16 protein-coding genes and 3 pseudogenes are annotated in these 16,333 nt (G+C 65.3%); 14 read left to right on the forward strand and 5 right to left on the reverse strand.

All coding sequences use genetic code 11. The features are described 5' to 3' along the window. Window positions 1-3: 3 nt before the first annotated feature. From G6N15_RS09110 to G6N15_RS09120, 3 genes are read right to left on the reverse strand one after another with little or no spacing between them, the layout of a single operon-like run. A complete protein-coding gene (locus G6N15_RS09110) occupies window positions 4-825 on the reverse strand; it encodes a class I SAM-dependent methyltransferase (RefSeq protein WP_083086836.1) in 822 nt (273 codons plus the stop codon). 52 nt (window positions 826-877) lie between these two features. After that, window positions 878-1,996, reverse strand: coding sequence for an NmrA family NAD(P)-binding protein (locus G6N15_RS09115; protein WP_083086835.1), 1,119 nt, complete (start codon window positions 1,994-1,996; stop codon window positions 878-880). Between the two features lie 37 nt (window positions 1,997-2,033). Then, window positions 2,034-3,674, reverse strand: a complete 1,641-nt coding sequence (locus G6N15_RS09120) for an MFS transporter (protein ID WP_083086834.1) — start codon at window positions 3,672-3,674, stop codon at window positions 2,034-2,036. Between the two features lie 78 nt (window positions 3,675-3,752). Between G6N15_RS09120 and G6N15_RS09125 the strand changes: the two genes are divergently transcribed. Then, window positions 3,753-4,418: a winged helix-turn-helix transcriptional regulator gene (locus G6N15_RS09125; RefSeq protein ID WP_083086833.1), complete on the forward strand. Its 666-nt coding sequence runs from the start codon at window positions 3,753-3,755 to the stop codon at window positions 4,416-4,418. Window positions 4,419-4,442: 24 nt separating this feature from the next. Here the strand turns inward: G6N15_RS09125 and msrA are convergent, their stop codons facing one another. Beyond that, on the reverse strand, window positions 4,443-4,958 hold the full coding sequence (gene msrA / locus G6N15_RS09130) for a peptide-methionine (S)-S-oxide reductase MsrA (protein WP_083086832.1): 516 nt from the start codon (window positions 4,956-4,958) through the stop codon (window positions 4,443-4,445). Window positions 4,959-5,028: 70 nt separating this feature from the next. On the opposite strand from msrA, the gene G6N15_RS09135 reads away from it, so the two are divergent. The 3 genes and pseudogenes from G6N15_RS09135 (at window position 5,029) to G6N15_RS09145 (ending at window position 6,990) form a co-directional block, all read left to right on the forward strand. Next, window positions 5,029-5,535, forward strand: coding sequence for a nuclear transport factor 2 family protein (locus G6N15_RS09135; RefSeq protein WP_083086831.1), 507 nt, complete (start codon window positions 5,029-5,031; stop codon window positions 5,533-5,535). Then, window positions 5,532-6,549: pseudogene (locus tag G6N15_RS09140) on the forward strand (NAD-dependent epimerase/dehydratase family protein). Before G6N15_RS09135 ends, G6N15_RS09140 begins: the two are co-directional and overlap by 4 nt. 66 nt (window positions 6,550-6,615) lie before the next feature. Continuing rightward, window positions 6,616-6,990, forward strand: a complete 375-nt coding sequence (locus G6N15_RS09145) for a DUF427 domain-containing protein (protein WP_083086830.1) — start codon at window positions 6,616-6,618, stop codon at window positions 6,988-6,990. Here the strand turns inward: G6N15_RS09145 and G6N15_RS09150 are convergent. After that, window positions 6,987-7,364, reverse strand: a complete 378-nt coding sequence (locus G6N15_RS09150) for a nuclear transport factor 2 family protein (protein ID WP_083086829.1) — start codon at window positions 7,362-7,364, stop codon at window positions 6,987-6,989. The two genes, G6N15_RS09145 and G6N15_RS09150, sit on opposite strands and share 4 nt — an antisense overlap. Before the next feature lie 117 nt (window positions 7,365-7,481). Between G6N15_RS09150 and G6N15_RS09155 the strand changes: the two genes are divergently transcribed. From G6N15_RS09155 to G6N15_RS09200, 10 genes and pseudogenes are all read left to right on the forward strand, one after another. Continuing rightward, window positions 7,482-8,390 (forward strand): DNA-3-methyladenine glycosylase family protein, encoded by a 909-nt coding sequence (locus tag G6N15_RS09155; protein WP_083086828.1) that lies wholly within the window; start codon window positions 7,482-7,484, stop codon window positions 8,388-8,390. Window positions 8,391-8,465: 75 nt separating this feature from the next. Continuing rightward, a complete protein-coding gene (gene dps, locus G6N15_RS09160; RefSeq protein WP_083086827.1) occupies window positions 8,466-9,014 on the forward strand; it encodes a DNA starvation/stationary phase protection protein Dps in 549 nt (182 codons plus the stop codon). A 219-nt stretch (window positions 9,015-9,233) separates the two neighbouring features. After that, window positions 9,234-9,521 (forward strand): annotated as a pseudogene (locus G6N15_RS09165) (pirin-like C-terminal cupin domain-containing protein); the annotation flags it as partial. Window positions 9,522-9,591: 70 nt separating this feature from the next. Further along, window positions 9,592-10,227 (forward strand): TetR/AcrR family transcriptional regulator, encoded by a 636-nt coding sequence (locus G6N15_RS09170; protein WP_372506516.1) that lies wholly within the window; start codon window positions 9,592-9,594, stop codon window positions 10,225-10,227. Window positions 10,228-10,325: 98 nt separating this feature from the next. Next, window positions 10,326-11,276, forward strand: a complete 951-nt coding sequence (locus G6N15_RS09175) for an SAM-dependent methyltransferase (protein WP_083086824.1) — start codon at window positions 10,326-10,328, stop codon at window positions 11,274-11,276. A 40-nt stretch (window positions 11,277-11,316) separates the two neighbouring features. Further along, window positions 11,317-12,246, forward strand: a complete 930-nt coding sequence (locus tag G6N15_RS09180) for a class I SAM-dependent methyltransferase (protein ID WP_139797763.1) — start codon at window positions 11,317-11,319, stop codon at window positions 12,244-12,246. Window positions 12,247-12,308: 62 nt separating this feature from the next. Next, window positions 12,309-13,169, forward strand: coding sequence for an SAM-dependent methyltransferase (locus G6N15_RS09185; RefSeq protein WP_456299209.1), 861 nt, complete (start codon window positions 12,309-12,311; stop codon window positions 13,167-13,169). A 119-nt stretch (window positions 13,170-13,288) separates the two neighbouring features. Further along, window positions 13,289-14,707, forward strand: coding sequence for an aldehyde dehydrogenase family protein (locus G6N15_RS09190; RefSeq protein ID WP_083086821.1), 1,419 nt, complete (start codon window positions 13,289-13,291; stop codon window positions 14,705-14,707). A 48-nt stretch (window positions 14,708-14,755) separates the two neighbouring features. Continuing rightward, a complete protein-coding gene (locus G6N15_RS09195) occupies window positions 14,756-15,619 on the forward strand; it encodes an SDR family oxidoreductase (protein ID WP_083086820.1) in 864 nt (287 codons plus the stop codon). Beyond that, window positions 15,616-16,332 (forward strand): annotated as a pseudogene (locus G6N15_RS09200) (zinc-binding dehydrogenase). Before G6N15_RS09195 ends, G6N15_RS09200 begins: the two are co-directional and overlap by 4 nt. Window position 16,333 lies beyond the last annotated feature (1 nt).

The raw sequence follows: 16,333 nt of genomic DNA on the forward strand, positions 1-16,333 counted from the left end.
TCGTTAGCCCTCAGCGGTAGTTGCTCGTGCGATGCCTTGGATGGCGCGAAGCCGTCTCTCAGCGAGGGCGTGAGTGAGGTTCTTGGCTTTCCGCGCGAAGTCAGGCACGAATGCGTGCAGTCCGAGTGGACTCGGGGGCAGCGACAGCAGCGTCTGCATCGTTGTGCTTGCCTGATCGGTCAGGTCATCCCAGTGCTCGATCGTGAATCCCGACGACTCAATGAGCCCGCGCAACCGATCCGCAGTAACCAGGTGGCTGAGGCCGGGTTGGTCGGCCCATGGCAGCGGGTAGTCGACTTCCCCGTCGTCACCCGCCGCAATATCCCAAACGGCAAGCCGACCCCCGGCAGCGAGCACCCGGCGGGCCTCCCGGTAAAGGCGTGGTTTGTCAGCCACATTCATCTGCACATGCTGACTGAAGACGACCTGGAAGGTGCTGTCGGTAAAGGGCAGTTCGGTGACATCTGCTTGCCGAACGGAAATCCGCTTGTCCAACGAGACAAGTCGGTTGAGCCAGTTGGCCGTCTCGCAGTACTCCTCGGTCAAATCGACGGCGCTGACCTTGCACCCGCACCGGTCGGCGACATAGCGGGCGGTACCGCCAATCCCGGTGCCGGCGTCAAGCACCGCGTCTTCGAGGGATATGCCGAGCATGTCGACCAGTTGGCTTGTCGCGATGCGACCCATGGTGTGGAAGTCTTCGAGCGCCCACAGGTCTGCTGGCGCAAGGTGGTTGAGGTCCTTTCCGGCGGCGATGAGCGCCTGCTCGATGGCGCGCCGCGATACGCCGGTCGAGTAGTGGGTACGGATTTGCGTGCGATTCATCTCTGCTCCTTCGGGATTGGTTTGGGGGCAACCGAATTGCCGCAGTACGCGGCTAGGCGGATGCTGGGTGGGTCTCCAGTGATCCGAACTGACGCTGGGTCGGGACGGCCTGTGCGTGGTGTTCGTTTCGCCAGACCGCGGATTGTCCCGAAAGCCGAGGATGCGCGGGCTGGGGATGCTGTTGTCGTCGATCGAAGCTGTCGAGACGGTGCATCGGCACAATGCCGACCAACATGAACTCCCACAAGCGATGGATGAAATTGCCGGCGGTACGTCGGGAATCCGGGCCGGTGACGTAGCGGCGTGCGATTGTCAGAAAGTCTTCGGGCTCAACGCCGACGACATCGCGGACATGAGTCGTTGGGCCACCGACCTCCCACGTACCCAGCGCGTACTCGGGCAGGTAGTGGCGCAAACTGGACTCGAAGAACATATCCGCCCCGAGCCGCTTGGCGTTGACGCGGATGGCGCGCATGAACATCCATTGAGGAATGTCGATGTGACGCACGCGGCGGCCTAGCGCTTCACCCACCGCTTCGGCAATGTCGGCTCCCGACAACATCGTCGGACCTGTCGGGCGATAGGCCCGGCCATCATGGCGGTGGGGGTCAAGCAAAGCGCTTACCGCAACGCGCGCGATATCTTCGTTGGACGGAGGCGCATTGCGGCCGGCCCCAGTCGGCACCGGCAACACACCGAGCTGGGCGGCCAGCGGAACAAGCTGCAGGTAGTTGTCGGCGAAGAACCCGGGATCAACCGAGACATGGGCAGTGTCCGGCAGCAGATCGAACAGTCTGGCTGTCAGCCAGGCATGCCGGGTCATCAAAGATGGATGCTCAGGGCTGGCCAGCCACTGGCCCAACGCCACCACTGCCTTCACGCCTGAGCGCCGCGCGGCCACGGCAAAGGCAACCGCACTGTCCAGCGCATGCGGGTGGTACGGGGGATTGAAATATAGCCGGTCGACGCCGTCCAACGCGGCCTGAACCTGCTGGATGTCGAACATGTCCGCGGCGACGACTTCAGCGCCAAGGGTCTGCAGCCGGGCACTGCGTGCATCATGGCGGTGCACCATCGCCCTGGTTGGCACGTCCTTCTCCAACAGTTGGGCAGCAACCGCACTGCCGATCCTGCCCGTGGCGCCGGTTACCAGCACGCGAGTGTTTGTCATCAGATTTCCTGTCTCCTAGTTGGACCAACGCTGTTACTCAGCGAAGTGTGTGGGTCATCGAGCGGCCATGGCCCGGAACCTCGTTGTGCTGCACATGCTTTCCGTCACGCGATGGCCCGCGCGATTCGGGCCGTCCTGTGAACTCGGGTGCGGATCGGTGTTCTCGCGCGGGCAGCAGCGCCGCAACCGCGACCGCTGCGGCAAGCGCGATAGCGGCGCAGACCAGTGAGCCGATCTGCATGCCATCGAGGAAGGCGTGGTTGACAGCGCCACGAACGTCGGTCACCCGCGCCGCGGGCAGTTGCCCAATAACCTTGTAGGCGGCGGCCATTGAGTGTTGCATCGTCGACCGGACGTTTCCGGGAAGCGCCGCCAGCGACGACGCGGAGCCGATGCGGCCGGAGTACACCGAGGCGAACACGCTTCCCACAATCGCGACGCCGAGGGTGCCGCCCAGTTCACGTGTGGTGTCGTTGACGGCCGAACCGACGCCGGCCTTGTCGGCGGACAGCGATCCCATGATCGCCTCGGTGGCCGGCGCGGTGGTCAGGCCGAGGCCGCCGCCGAGAAGCACCATCTGCGCGGCGACCACGATGTAGGACGTGGCCGCATCGGCGGTGGACGCCCATGCCAGGCCGGCCGCGAAGATCCCCAGTCCCGCGGCAACGACCGCCGTGGTGCCGATTCGCTCGACCATCCGTGGACCGACGACGCTGGCGACCGCGATCGAGATGGCGACCGGCAATAAGCGCACACCGGTTTCAAACGCGCTGTAGCTCTTGATGAACTGGAAGTACTGGGTGATGACGAAGATGAAGCCGAACAGGGTAAGGAAGCCCGCCGTCACCGCGAGGCTCCCCCCAGAGAATCGGCGATTGGCGAACACCGACACATCGAGCATCGGATGCGTGCTGCGTCGTTCCCACAACGCAAAAGCGGCGAGGACAACCGTGGCGATGCCGAAGCCTGTCGCAGCACGTGAGCTGGTCCATCCCCAGTTGGGCGCCTCGATGACGGTGTAGACCAGCGTGGTCACTCCGACGGCGGACAGGACGAGCCCGGGTATATCGACTTTTGGAGCGGCCGGATCGCGGGAGGTCGGAACGAATAGGATCCCTCCGAGGATGGCGGCCGTTGCAACCGGCACATTCACCAGAAATATTGAGCCCCAGGAGAAGTGCTCAAGCAGCCAGCCGCCGGTCATCGGCCCGGCAGCGACGCCGACCCCGACCATCGCCGCCCATACGCCGATCGCTTTGGCCCGCGGTATGGGGTCGGTGAAAATGTTCGTGATGAGACCCAGCGTCGTCGGGAAGATAACCGCGGCGCCCACCCCCATCGCGGCGCGCGCCCCGATCAAGGCGTCCGCCGAATCCGCCTGCGCCGCAACGGCGGATGTGATTGCGAACAGGGCAACCCCGCCACTGAGCCACCCACGCCGGCCATAGCGGTCGCTTAGGCTGCCCACCGACAGCAGCAAGCCGGCCATCACGACGGTGTAGGCATCGACGATCCATTGCAGCTGGGAGGTGTCCGCGTTCAGGTCACGGGAGAGTGTCGGCAGGGCGACGTTGACGATGGTGGCGTCGACGCTGATGACGAAGACGCTCAGGCAGATGACGGCAAGTGCGGCGGTGGGATGGCCGCTGAACACGGTATGACGGAAGGAGGTACGCATGGAAGCGACAGTAAACTGAGAAGACAAATTAATCAAGTGATGAGTTGAAAAGTGCGTCGCGATGGTAGAGTGGCTGGTGTGGCGACAAGGAAGAGCTACAACCAGAACTGCCCGATAGCGCGCGGGCTGGACGTCCTCGGTGACCGGTGGACGCTGCTGATCTTGCGTGAGCTCATCGGTGGTGCGCGCCGCTACGCCGACTTACGGGCGGCGCTTCCCGGGATTGCTACCAACCTGCTCGCTGACCGGTTGCGCGAATTAGAAGACGCCGGCTTGATCGGCCGCACCGAACTACCGCCGCCGGTCGCCCGAACCGTTTACACCCTCAGCGAGATGGGCTGGCGCAAGGTACCGCCGGTGATTCAGGCGATCGCCACGTTCGGGCTGGATTTGCTCGAACCCGCCGACAGCGCGCTCACGCCGTTGAACGGCTTTCTGGCCGGAATCCTCCTCGGCATCGACCGGGCCCGCCTCGCAGAGCTGTCCGGTTCTTACCGTGTCGAAATCGACGGTCGCCGTTTCGAATTCGGAGTGGCCAGGGAAGGTCTCACCGCTGCCCACGGCCCACCGGCGGTCACCGTCACCGCGAGCGCGTCAGATCTGATCACCGCGCGTCTAGGGAGCACAGCCGCTGAACGGAAGGCTGCGCTGCGGCGGTGGAAATTCGACGGCAGCGAGGACGCCGTCAAAGCGATGCGCACCGCTTTCAGATTGACGGGAGATCCCGGGCTCTCGAGCCCGTAAGCGGCACGCTAGTTGTGCTCGCTTTTACCGCTCGACACCGGCTCGGCGAGGCAGCTTCCAATTCGGGCGCGGGTAGTGGCAGGTGTACCCGTTGGGATAGCGCTCCAGGTAGTCCTGATGCTCGGGCTCGGCCTCCCAGAACTCGTCGGCCGGGCTGACCTCCGTCACTACCTTGCCGGGCCACAAACCGGACGCATCGACGTCGGCGATGGTGTCCAAAGCGATCTGCTTCTGCTCGTCGTCGAGATAGAAGATCGCGGAGCGATAGCTGGTGCCGACGTCGTTGCCTTGGCGGTTCTTGGTCGTGGGGTCGTGGATTTGGAAGAAGAACTCCAGCAGCGTGCGGTAATCGGTGCGCGCCGGGTCGTAGATGATCTCGATCGCCTCTGCGTGCCCGGGGTGATTGCGGTAGGTGGGGTTAGCGTTCTGCCCGCCGGTGTAGCCGACGCGGGTGGAGATGACGCCCGGCTGCATGCGAAACAGGTCCTGCATGCCCCAGAAGCAGCCGCCCGCCAGAATCGCCTTCTTGGTATTCGTCATGGTTCAGCCTCCTTTATCCGAGCATAGGAAGTGCTCGACAAACCGAGGTAGAACGTGTTCTAGTTTTGACGTGACGACTCAGCGGTTCAGTCACGACGAGCTCGTCGACGCGTTCCACGGATACGAGCAGACCGTGGCCCGCGCCGCCGAAACGCGGGATTGGGACGCCTGGGTGCGGCAGTACACACCGGACGTGGAGTACATCGAGCATGCGGCGGGCACCATGAGAGGCCGCGACGAGGTGCTGGCCTGGATCCGCAAGACGATGACGACGTTTCCCGGCAGCCACATGGTCGCATTCCCGTCGTTGTGGTCGGTCATCGACGAGCCGACCGGGCGGGTCATCTGCGAGCTGGACAATCCCATGGTCGACCCCGGCGACGGCACCGTCATCAGCGCGACCAACATCTCGATCATCACCTACGCCGGCGATGGACTGTGGTGCCGTCAAGAAGACATCTACAACCCGCTGCGCTTCGCACGCGCGGCGATGAAGTGGTGCAAGAAGGCGCAAGAGCTCGGCACGCTCGACAAGGACGCCGCGCGCTGGATGCGCGAGTACGGAGGGCAGGAATGACTGCACGACCGAAACTGGTCATCGGCGCCAACGGTTTCCTGGGCTCACACGTGACCCGCCAGCTCGTCGCCGACGGCGCCGACGTGCGGGCGATGGTGCGGCCCCACCGCCAACACCCGCAGCATCGACGACCTCGCCGTCACCCGCTTCGAGGGCGACGTCTTCGACACCGCCACGTTGCGCGCCGCGATGGACGGTGTCGACGACGTGTACTACTGCGTCGTCGATACCCGGGCCTGGCTGCGTGACCCGTCCCCGCTGTTTCGCACCAACGTCGAAGGTTTACGCAATGTCCTCGACGTGGCGAAGGAGGCCGACCTACACAGGTTCGTGTTCACCAGCACCTACGCGACCATGGGCCGGCGCCACGGTCACATCGCCACCGAAGACGACCAGATCCGCCGCCGCGGACTCACCCCGTATGTCCAATCCCGCGTCCAGGCAGAGGATTTGGTGTTGCGTTACGTCGCCGAGCAAGGGCTGCCCGCGGTCGCGATGTGCGTCTCGACGACCTACGGCGCCGGCGACTGGGGCCGCACGCCACACGGCGCGTTCATCGCCGGCGCTGTCTTCGGCAAGCTGCCCTTTCTGATGGACGGCATCGAACTGGAAGTCGTCGGCGTGGACGACGCGGCGCGGGCATTGATCCTCGCCGCCGAGCGCGGACGCAACGGGGAACGCTACATCGTCTCGGAGCGGATGATGCCGCTGAAGGAGGTCGTGCGGATCGCGGCCGACGAAGCCGGCGTGCCGCCACCGCGCCGGTCCATCTCGGTGCCGGTGCTCTACGCGCTGGGGGCGCTAGGCAGCCTGAAGGCTCGGTTCACCGGTAAAGACGCCGAACTCAGCCTTCAGTCGGTTCGGATGATGCGCGCCGAAGCCCATGTCGACCACAGCAAGGCGGTTCGCGAATTGGGCTGGCAGCCAAGGCCGGTCGAGGAGTCGATCCGCGAGGCGGCGCGGTTCTGGATGGGGCTACGCGACGCCAGAGGCAAGAGCGCCGCCACAAGCTGAAGCCGACGGGAATCTTCCTCGCCGCCCGCTGTTACACCTGCTATCCACGCGTGAGGAGATTCCAACATGAGCGACCGGATTGTCTTAGAACCCAGCACCGAGCACCCGATCACGATCGAGCCCACCAGGGGCCGCGTGCAGGTCCGCGTCAACGGCCAGATCGTCGCCGACACGCAAGCGGCCCTAACCCTCCAGGAAGCTACTTTGCCTGCCGTGCAATACATTCCAATGACCGACGTGGTCCACGATGTGCTGACACGCAGCGACACCAAGACCTACTGCCCGTTCAAAGGCGAGGCCAGCTACTACAGCGTGTCCACCGGCGCCGGTGACACCGTCGACGACGCGATATGGACATACGAGGAGCCTTACCCCGCTGTGTCGGCAATCGCCGGCCACGTCGCCTTCTACCCCGACAAGGCCGAGATCACCATCGGCTAGGCCTCGGATAGCAACCGGGTATCGGAGTACTCCCGTAACGACACGATCTGGCCGTCGCGGGTGTCGACGATGAAGCAGTAGGGGCTTTCGTAGCGGGTCCCGGAGGCCGTTACGCCATCGCCTTGCGCCTCGATCACGACGCTGTCGCCGTCGCTGATGCATCGCAAAAGATCCAGGGTTAGCTCGACGTCGTGGCTGCGCCGCTCGATCTGCCTCTGTAACGCCGCCTTGTCCGCCGATTCCCGCGTAGCGACATTCCAGTAGGTGAAGTCGTCGCTGAGCAGAGCAAAACACTCGTCGACGTCCCCGCCCTGCAAGCACTGCAGGAACATCCACGCCAGTTCGGCCTGAGGGTTATCGAACGGCGTGATCATGTCGCCATCCTGTCTCGCGGCACACTGGCGGTCAATCACGCGCGACCGTGTCGCGGTGCCGGTCCGACCCTATGATCTGTGAAGTTCGGCAGTCGCGGGGTTGGCGTAGGGATATAGGTGAAGCGGGCTCGCACGGTCAGGTTCTCGGGCGTCGTCAGCCCCGGAATCACGTTGGCGCCGTTACAGCGCGGCCCACGCGATCCGTGCTTCCAAGTTCGCGACGGCGTGATTTGGCGGACCAGCTTGTTACCCAGCGGTCCCGTCACAGCACGGATCAGCCGCACGGCACCCAACGCCGTGAGGTGCGCGGCATGGGGCAGCGGCGCTGAGGAGTTCGTCGATGCGCTGCCGGCACTGGTGGGCGCCGACGACGACGCTTCGGATTTCCTCCCGCAAGAACCGACCGTCGCCGCCGCGCACCGAAGGCTCCCACACCTGCGGTTGGGCCGCACCGGGCGGGTGCTGGAAGCGTTGATTCCGGCGATCCTCGAGCAGCGGGTCCCCGGCGCCGACGCATTCCGGGCCTGGCGCGTCCTTGTCACCAAATTCGGCACCGGGGCGCCGGGTCCGGCCCCGGCGGGAATGCGCGTGCCGCCGTCGGCTGAGGCCTGGCGAGGCATTCCGTCGTGGGAGTTCCACCGCGCCAATGTGGACCCGGGACGAGCCCGCACCGTCGTGGGTTGCGCGCAGCGGGCGTCGTCGCTGGAACGGCTCGGGTCATGGCCGGCCGAGCGGGCCAGGGAGGCGCTCACCTCGCTGCCCGGGGTGGGCGTGTGGACCGCCGCCGAAACTGCGCAGCGAGCGTTCGGCGACGCCGACGCGTTGTCGGTCGGCGACTACCACATCCCCAAGATGATCGGGTGGACACTGCTGGGCCGGCCGATCGCCGACGACGTGATGGTCGAGCTGCTCGAGCCGATGCGTCCGCACCGCCACCGCGTGGTCCGCTTGCTCGAGGCCAGTGGATTGGCATACGAACCACGCCGCGGTCCGCGGCTGCCGGTGCACGACATCCGCGGCATTTGAGGCCGGGGGTATACCGGCATCGGTCCCTGGGTACTCGTCAGCGGACCGTGTGCCTATCACGTTAGGGAGTAATCGATGACACAGTTCACGATTCCAGGCTTGACCGACAAGCAGGCAGCGCGGCTCGTCGAGCTGCTGCAGAAACAGCTGAGCACCTACAACGATCTACACCTGACGCTCAAGCACATCCACTGGAATGTGGTCGGCCCGAACTTCATTGGCGTGCACGAAATGATCGATCCGCAAGTTGAAGCAGTGCGCGGCTACGCCGACGTGCTGGCCGAGCGCATCGCCGCGCTTGGCGCGTCCCCGCAGGGTACCCCGGGCGCGATCATCAGAGACCGCACCTGGGACGACTATTCGGTCGGCCGCGACACCGTGCAAGCGCACCTGGCGGCGCTCGACCTCGTCTACACGGGCGTAATCGAAGATATTCGCAAGGCCATTGACGAGACGGAAGAGCTCGACAAGGTCACCCAAGACATCCTGATCGAGCAGGCCGCCGAACTGGAAAAGTTCCAGTGGTTTGTCCGCGCCCACCTGGAAAGCGCGGGCGGAAAGCTGGCTCACGAGGGATCGGCCACCGAACAGGATGCCGCGAGCACGGCCCGGCGTAAGACCTGACATCAGGGCGGGGTCAGCAGCTGAGGCGTCAAGGTAGGCGAACGCCGCCACCGGGAATATCCGGACTCCGGTCCGGTTATATCGGTATCCCGGATTTATGGAGGTACCAGTGCCTGCCGTCACTGCTGACACGCTGAGCTTGCCCCGAGTGACCGTCGCGGGTCCGGGCGAGACCGAACGCCCGGTTCGTTCGATTACCACCGGACCACGCGGATCGGTGGGCCCCGGGGGGACCCGATCCAGCACGGCCAGTTGACGGTCCTCGGGCCCGGCGACCGGATAACCGTCGCCGCCGACGCGGCCCAGGATTTGCACCGGCCCACGTTCGAGGTGCTGATTCTGGGTGGGCGGCCCATTCGGGAACCGGTCTTCCACTACGGGCCCTTCGTGATGAACACCAAAGTCGAAGTCATCCAGGCGCTCGAAGACTTCCAGGCCGGCAAGTTCGGTGATATTCCGCCTGACGCGCTAATGCCACACAGCTACGGCCGCACGCCGTCGGTGTAGCAGCGCCGTCGGATGGCCGCGGCGCTGCTGGAGGCGAAAGCCATAGTGTGACCTGTGGCACAATTTAAGGGTGCCGCGAACCGGGAGTCGGGGACCGGGTCGCCCCCCGGCAGCGAAGGCTGCGGAAACACGAAAACGCATCATGCGCGCGGCTCGCGAGGTGTTCAGCGAACGGGGATATGAGGCCGCGACCTTTCAGGAGATCGCCGTCCGAGCCGACCTGACGCGGCCCGCGATCAACCACTACTTCACCAACAAACGGGTGCTGTATCTGGAAGTGGTCGCGCAGACGACCCAGCTCGTGGTTACCGCCGCAATCGAGCGGGCACAGCGCGAGACGACGCTGTTGGGCCGGTTGTCGCAATTCGTCGCGGCCACCATCGAAGCCGACGCGCAGAACCGGTCGTCTGCGGCCTTCCTTATCACCGCGGTGTTGGAGTCGAAACGGCATCCGGCGCTCAGTGGGGTCGAAAACGACTCTCTCCACGCCACACGGGGGTTCCTCAACGGCGTGCTCGACGACGCGATCCAGCGCGGCGAGCTGACCAGCGACACTGACGTCGCGTCGCTGACCGAGATGCTGGTGGCAGTGCTGTGCGGCGTGGGCTTCTACGCCGGTTTTGTGGGCAATCGGCAAGAGTTGGACGCCATCACCGCGCTACTGGGCCAGCTGATGGCCGGCCGGCTCTGGCAGCTGAGAAACTAGCCCGCCAGATCACGGCCCCGTGCGCTGCGCATCGGCGCAGTGATATCGCGCACACAACCATATAGGCTACCTAACTTATTCGGTAGCATAGGCGCGATATGACTGATCTGGACCAAGTGCGTTCGGTACGGACCGAGGGCGACAGCTGGAGCATCACCGAAAGCGTCGGTGCCACTGCGCTCAGTGTCGCCGCCGCACGCGCCGTCGAGACCGCGGCCGAACAGCCACTGATTCGCGACCAGTTCGCCTACCTTTTGGTGTCCTCCGCGGGACCGGCGTGGGCGCGGCTGGCCAGCGCCGACCTCGAGTGGATCGGCGACGACGAGCACGGCCGCCGAGCCCATCGGGTGACCTGCGACTACCAGGCCGTACGCACCCATTTCTTCGACGAGTACTTCGCCGCAGCCGTGCGCAGCGGTATCCGGCAAGTGGTGATCCTCGCGGCCGGACTGGACTCGCGGGCGTACCGACTGGACTGGCCGACTGGCACCACCGTCTACGAGATCGATCAGCCCAAGGTGTTGGAGTACAAGTCCAGCACTTTGCAGGCGCACGGCGCAGTCCCGATGGCAACCCGGCGCCCGGTCGCGGTGGATTTGCGCGACGACTGGCCGACCGCGCTGGCTGCCGCGGGTTTCGACCGCACCCAGCCAACGGCGTGGCTGGCCGAAGGACTGCTTCCCTATCTGCCTCCCGACGCTCAGGACCGCCTCTTCGCGAAGGTCACCGACCTCAGTGCGCTGGGCAGTCAGGTCGCCGTCGAAGCATTCAGCCTGGCTGCGCCCGTCAGCGAGCGGCGCAGGGCGGCGCGACGGGCTCGGTGGGCGCGAGTACGGGAACGACTGGGCCTCGACATCAACTTCGAAACGCTGACCTACAACGACACCAGCCGCGCCGATGCAGTGCAGTGGCTCACCGACCATGGCTGGCAAGTACATGCGGTGAGCAACGCCGACGAAATGGCACGGCTGGGCCGACCGATACCCGGCGACTTGGTCGAGGAGACGGTTAGCAGCAGGCTGCTACGTGCACGCCTGGTCGCCAATTGACCGGCCCGGCGAACCTGTGAAAGGAAGCTCGATGAGCACCATGCGCACCGATGACGACACCTGGGACATCACCACCAGCGTCGGCTCCACCGCGGTGATGGTGGCCGCTTCCCGCGCCACCGAGACCGATCGCCCCGATGCGCTGATCAACGATCCCTACGCCAAGTTGCTCGTCGCCAACGCCGGCACCGGCGTATGGGAAGCCCTGCTCGACGAATCGATGGTCGCCAAAGTAGAGGGCATGGATGCCGAGACCGCCGCGATCGTCCACCACATGCGCAGCTATCAGGCGGTCCGTACGCATTTCTTCGACGCCTACTTCGCCGATGCTGTCGCCGCGGGCATCCGCCAGGTGGTGATCTTGGCGTCCGGGCTGGATTCGCGCGCTTACCGGCTGGACTGGCCGGCCGGCACCGTCGTCTACGAGATCGACCAGCCGAAGGTGCTGGCCTACAAGTCCGCGACCCTGGCCGAGCATGACGTCAGGCCGTCGGCCGACCGCCGTGAGGTGCCCATCGACTTGCGGCAGGACTGGCCCGCCGCACTGCGCGCCGCCGGTTTTGACCCGGCGGCGCAGACCGCCTGGCTGGCCGAGGGACTGCTGATGTATCTGCCGGCCGCCGCCCAGGACCGGCTGTTCGAGCAGATCACCGAGCTCAGCGCCCCGGGCAGCCGGATCGCCGCCGAAACCGCGGCGCGCCACGCAGACGAGCGGCGTGAAGAGATGCGCGAGCGGTTCAAGCGGGTGGCCGACAAGCTGGGCTTCGAGCAGACCGTCGACGTGCAGGAGCTGATCTACAGCGACGAGGACCGTGCCGTTGTGGTGGATTGGCTGAACGAGCACGGCTGGCGGGCCACAGCGCAACACTCCCACGACGAGATGCGCCGGTTGGGCCGCTGGGTCGAGGGTGTGCCGATGGCCGACGACAAAGACGCGTTCGCTGATTTCGTGACCGCCGAGAAGCGATGAGCACCAGCCGCACCGACAACGACAGCTGGGACATCGCGACCAGCGTCGGCGCCACCGCCGTGATGGTGGCCGCTGCCCGGGCGGAAGAGACAGCCAGCGCCCAGCCGCTGATCCGCGACGAGTTCGCGCAGATCCTGATCGACGGGCCCGAACTGCGCGAGCTGGTGTCCCGGATGTCGAGGACATACGCGGCCGATCCCGAGATCGCGGCGGTGCATCGGCACATGGTCGACTACCAGGCTGCGCGCACCCACTTCTTCGACGCGTATTTCACCGCGGCGGCGGAGGCCGGGATTCGTCAGCACGTCATCTTGGCCGCCGGGCTGGATTCGCGGGCCTATCGGCTGAATTGGCCGGCCGGGACCACGGTCTATGAGGTCGACCAACCGAAAGTGCTGGAGTACAAAGCCGCAACCCTGGCGGCACATGGCGCCCAACCGTCCGCCGACCGCCGCGAGGTGCCCGCCGACCTTCGATTCGACTGGCCAACGATATTGCGAGACAAAGGCTTTGACCCCGACCAGCCAACCGCCTGGCTGGCTGAGGGATTGTTGATGTTCTTGCCGGGAGAGGCCGAGGAGCGGCTGTTCGCCGACATCGACACGCTGAGCGCACCGGGCAGCCGGTCCTGCATCGAGGAGTTCAGCTTGGACGACGCCGCCCGGGCGGCTTACCAGAAGCGCCGGGCCAAGACCGACGAGCTGCGCAAGCGGCTCGGCGACGAAAACGTCTTCGACCCCGGCGACCTGTGGTACACCGACGACGAGCGCCGGGATCCGGCGCGCTGGTTCGAAACGCACGGGTGGCGCGTGAAGTCTGTGTCCGGCAGCGACTACCTCACTCGAGTCGGTCGCGACCTTCCGGAGAACCCCGATGTCGAGACAACGTTCCGGGCCGTTTTCGTCTCCGCAGAGAAGCCGTAACCAGCGCCTGTTGCCCAACCGGGTGGTTGATTAAGATTGGGCTTCCGCCGGTCGGGAAGGGAAACCCATGACCCGCGCCGGCGACGATAAGTGCGCAGCGATGAGGAGGAGCGGCGCCTATGACTAGCGAAGCCGCCGCACAACCCAGCCCCGACACCGCCGCATCCGCTCGAACGGACATCCCGCAAACGGTCGCTCACCTACGGGAAACCTTCGCCACCGGCCGAAGCCGCAGCCTTGAGTGGCGGCGCACGCAGTTGCGCGCCATCGAGAAGATGATGGCCGAGAACGAGACCAAGATCGCCGAGGCGCTTCAAGCCGACCTGTGCCGCAAACCATTCGAGGCGTGGATGGCCGACATCGCGGGCACCGCCGCCGAAGCGCGGTATGCGGCCAAGCACGTTGGCAGTTGGATGCGCCGTAAATACCGCCTGCTGGAACGCGCACAGCTGCCCGGCCTCGGCTGGGTGGAGTACGAACCCTACGGGACGGTGCTGATAATCGGTGCATGGAACTACCCATTTGTATTGACCCTTGGCCCAGCCATCGGGGCGATCGCTGCCGGAAACACTATGGTGCTCAAGCCTTCTGAGGTCACCCCAGCGTCTTCGCGGTTGATAGCCGAACTGGTGCCGCGATACCTGGACGGCGAAGCGATCGCGGTAGTCGAGGGCGACGCTGCGGTCAGCCAGCAGTTGATCGCCCAAGGCTTCGATCGGGTGGTGTTCACCGGCGGCACGGAGATCGGCCGCAAAGTCTATGAAGCTGCTGCACCACACTTGACTCCCGTCACTCTCGAACTGGGCGGTAAGAGCCCGGTGATCGTCGCTGCGGACGCTGACGTGGACGTCGCCGCCAAGCGCATCGCCTGGATCAAACTGCTCAACTCCGGCCAGACCTGCATTGCGCCGGACTATGTGCTGGCGGACGCGAGGATCCGCGACGAACTCGTCACCAAGATCGGCGAAGCCATCACCACGTTCGGCTCCGACGAGCCAGCCGGAATGCGCATCGTCAACCAACGCCAATTCGACCGGCTGACCGGTTACCTGGCCAACACGAAGGGTACCGTCGCCGTGGGAGGCACTTCAGCTGCTGCGGATCTGCGGATTCAGCCGACGGTGGTGGTCGACCCGGATCCGCAGGAACCGCTGATGACCAACGAGGTCTTTGGCCCGATTCTGCCCGTGGTCACGACCGAGTCTTTGGATGAGGCAATACGTTTCGTCAACTCGAGGCCCAAGCCGCTGGCGGCGTATCTGTTCACCAAGACCCGCGCCGTGCGTGAGCGGGTGATCAAGGAAGTGCCAGCGGGCGGCATGGTGGTCAACCACCTCGCCTTCCACTACTTCACGTCCAAGCTGCCGTTCGGTGGCGTCGGCCCGTCCGGCATGGGCGCCTACCACGGCCGTTGGGGGTTCGAGGAATTTAGCCACCGCAAGTCGGTGCTCACCAAGCCAACCCGCCCCGACTTATCGAGCTTTATCTACCCGCCGTATACAGAGAAGGCGTGGAAGTTGGCGCGCCGGCTCTTCTAGCGGTTGCCGGACGCTGACCCCGAGCGCAATCGACCCGAAAGGAAGTTCATGCCCGGAGTGCAGGATCGTGTCATCGTCGTCACCGGAGCCGGCGGGGGACTGGGCCGCGAATACGCCCTGACCTTGGCCCGAGAAGGCGCCAGCGTCGTGGTCAACGACCTCGGCGGAGCCCGCGACGGCACGGGAGCCGGACATTCGATGGCCGATCAGGTCGTGTCCGAGATCAAAGACGCCGGCGGCCGTGCGGTCGCCAACTACGACAGCGTCGCCGAGGCCGAGGGCGCGGCCAACATCATCCAGACCGCGCTCGACGAATTCGGGGCGGTGCATGGCGTGGTGAGCAACGCCGGGATTCTGCGCGACGGCACCTTCCACAAGATGTCGTTCGAGAACTGGGACGCGGTGCTCAAGGTGCACCTGTACGGCGGCTACAACGTGCTGCGCGCGGCTTGGCCACACTTCCGCGAACAGAGTTACGGCCGCGTCGTCGTCGCCACCTCCACCAGCGGCTTGTTCGGCAACTTCGGCCAATCCAACTACGGCGCAGCCAAGTTGGGCCTGGTCGGCCTGATCAACACGCTGGCGCTGGAAGGCGCCAAGTACAACATCCACGCCAACGCGGTCGCTCCAGTCGCGGCGACCCGGATGACGCAGGACATCTTGCCTCCAGAGGTGTTGGAAAAGCTCAAGCCCGAGTTCGTCGCGCCGATAGTGGCCTACCTGTGCACTGAAGAATCCAGCGACAACGGATCGGTGTTCGTCGTCGGCGGCGGCAGGGTGCAGCGGGTTGCGCTGTTCGAGAACGAGGGCGCCAACTTCGCCAATCCGCCGTCGGTTGACGAGGTCGCCTCCCAGTGGGCGCAGATCACCGATTTGTCCGGGGCGAAGCAGGCTAGCTTCTCCGTACGGTGAAAGCCTGCGTCGTCAAGGAACTTTCGGGTCCTGGTGGACTGGTCTACACCGACGTCGACGATGTGCAGGGAGGCGACGACATGGTGGTCGTCGATGTGCGCGCCGCTGGAGTCTGCTTTCCCGACCTGCTGCTGAGCAAAGAGGAGTCCCAGCTCAAGCTCCCGCCGCCGTTCATTCCCGGCATGGAGGTCGCGGGTGTGGTTCGCTCGGCACCGGAGGAGTCGGGTTTCAAGGTGGGCGAGCGGGTCTCGGCTCGGCCGGTGGCGTGGGCAGCGCCGCCGTCCAGGTGGCCAAGGCGATGGGCGCCGGTCAGGTGATCGCGATGGTGCATCGTACGGGCGCAACGGATTCCGTCGAGTCGCTGGGCGCTGACGTGGTATTGCCGTTGACCGACGGCTGGGCCCAGCGGGTGCGCGACGTGACCAACGGCCCGCGGCGTCGACATCGTGGTCGACCCCATCGGTGGGCCTGCGTTCGACGACGCCATCCGGGTACTGGCCATCGACGGCAAGCTGCTGGTGATCGGTTTTGCCGCCGGCGGCATCCCGAGCGTCAAGGTCAACCGGCTGCTGCTGCGCAACGTTGGCGTGTTCGGCGTGGCGTGGGGCGAATACCTGAACAAGGTTCCGGGTTATCCGCTGTCGGAAGGGCGTGCCGCACTGCAGAGCCTGGCCGATGGCGGTGTGTTCGGCAAGGTGGTGCTGGAACCGTAGA

Source organism: Mycobacterium noviomagense (genome assembly GCF_010731635.1).
Taxonomy (GTDB): Bacteria; Actinomycetota; Actinomycetes; order Mycobacteriales; family Mycobacteriaceae; genus Mycobacterium; species Mycobacterium noviomagense.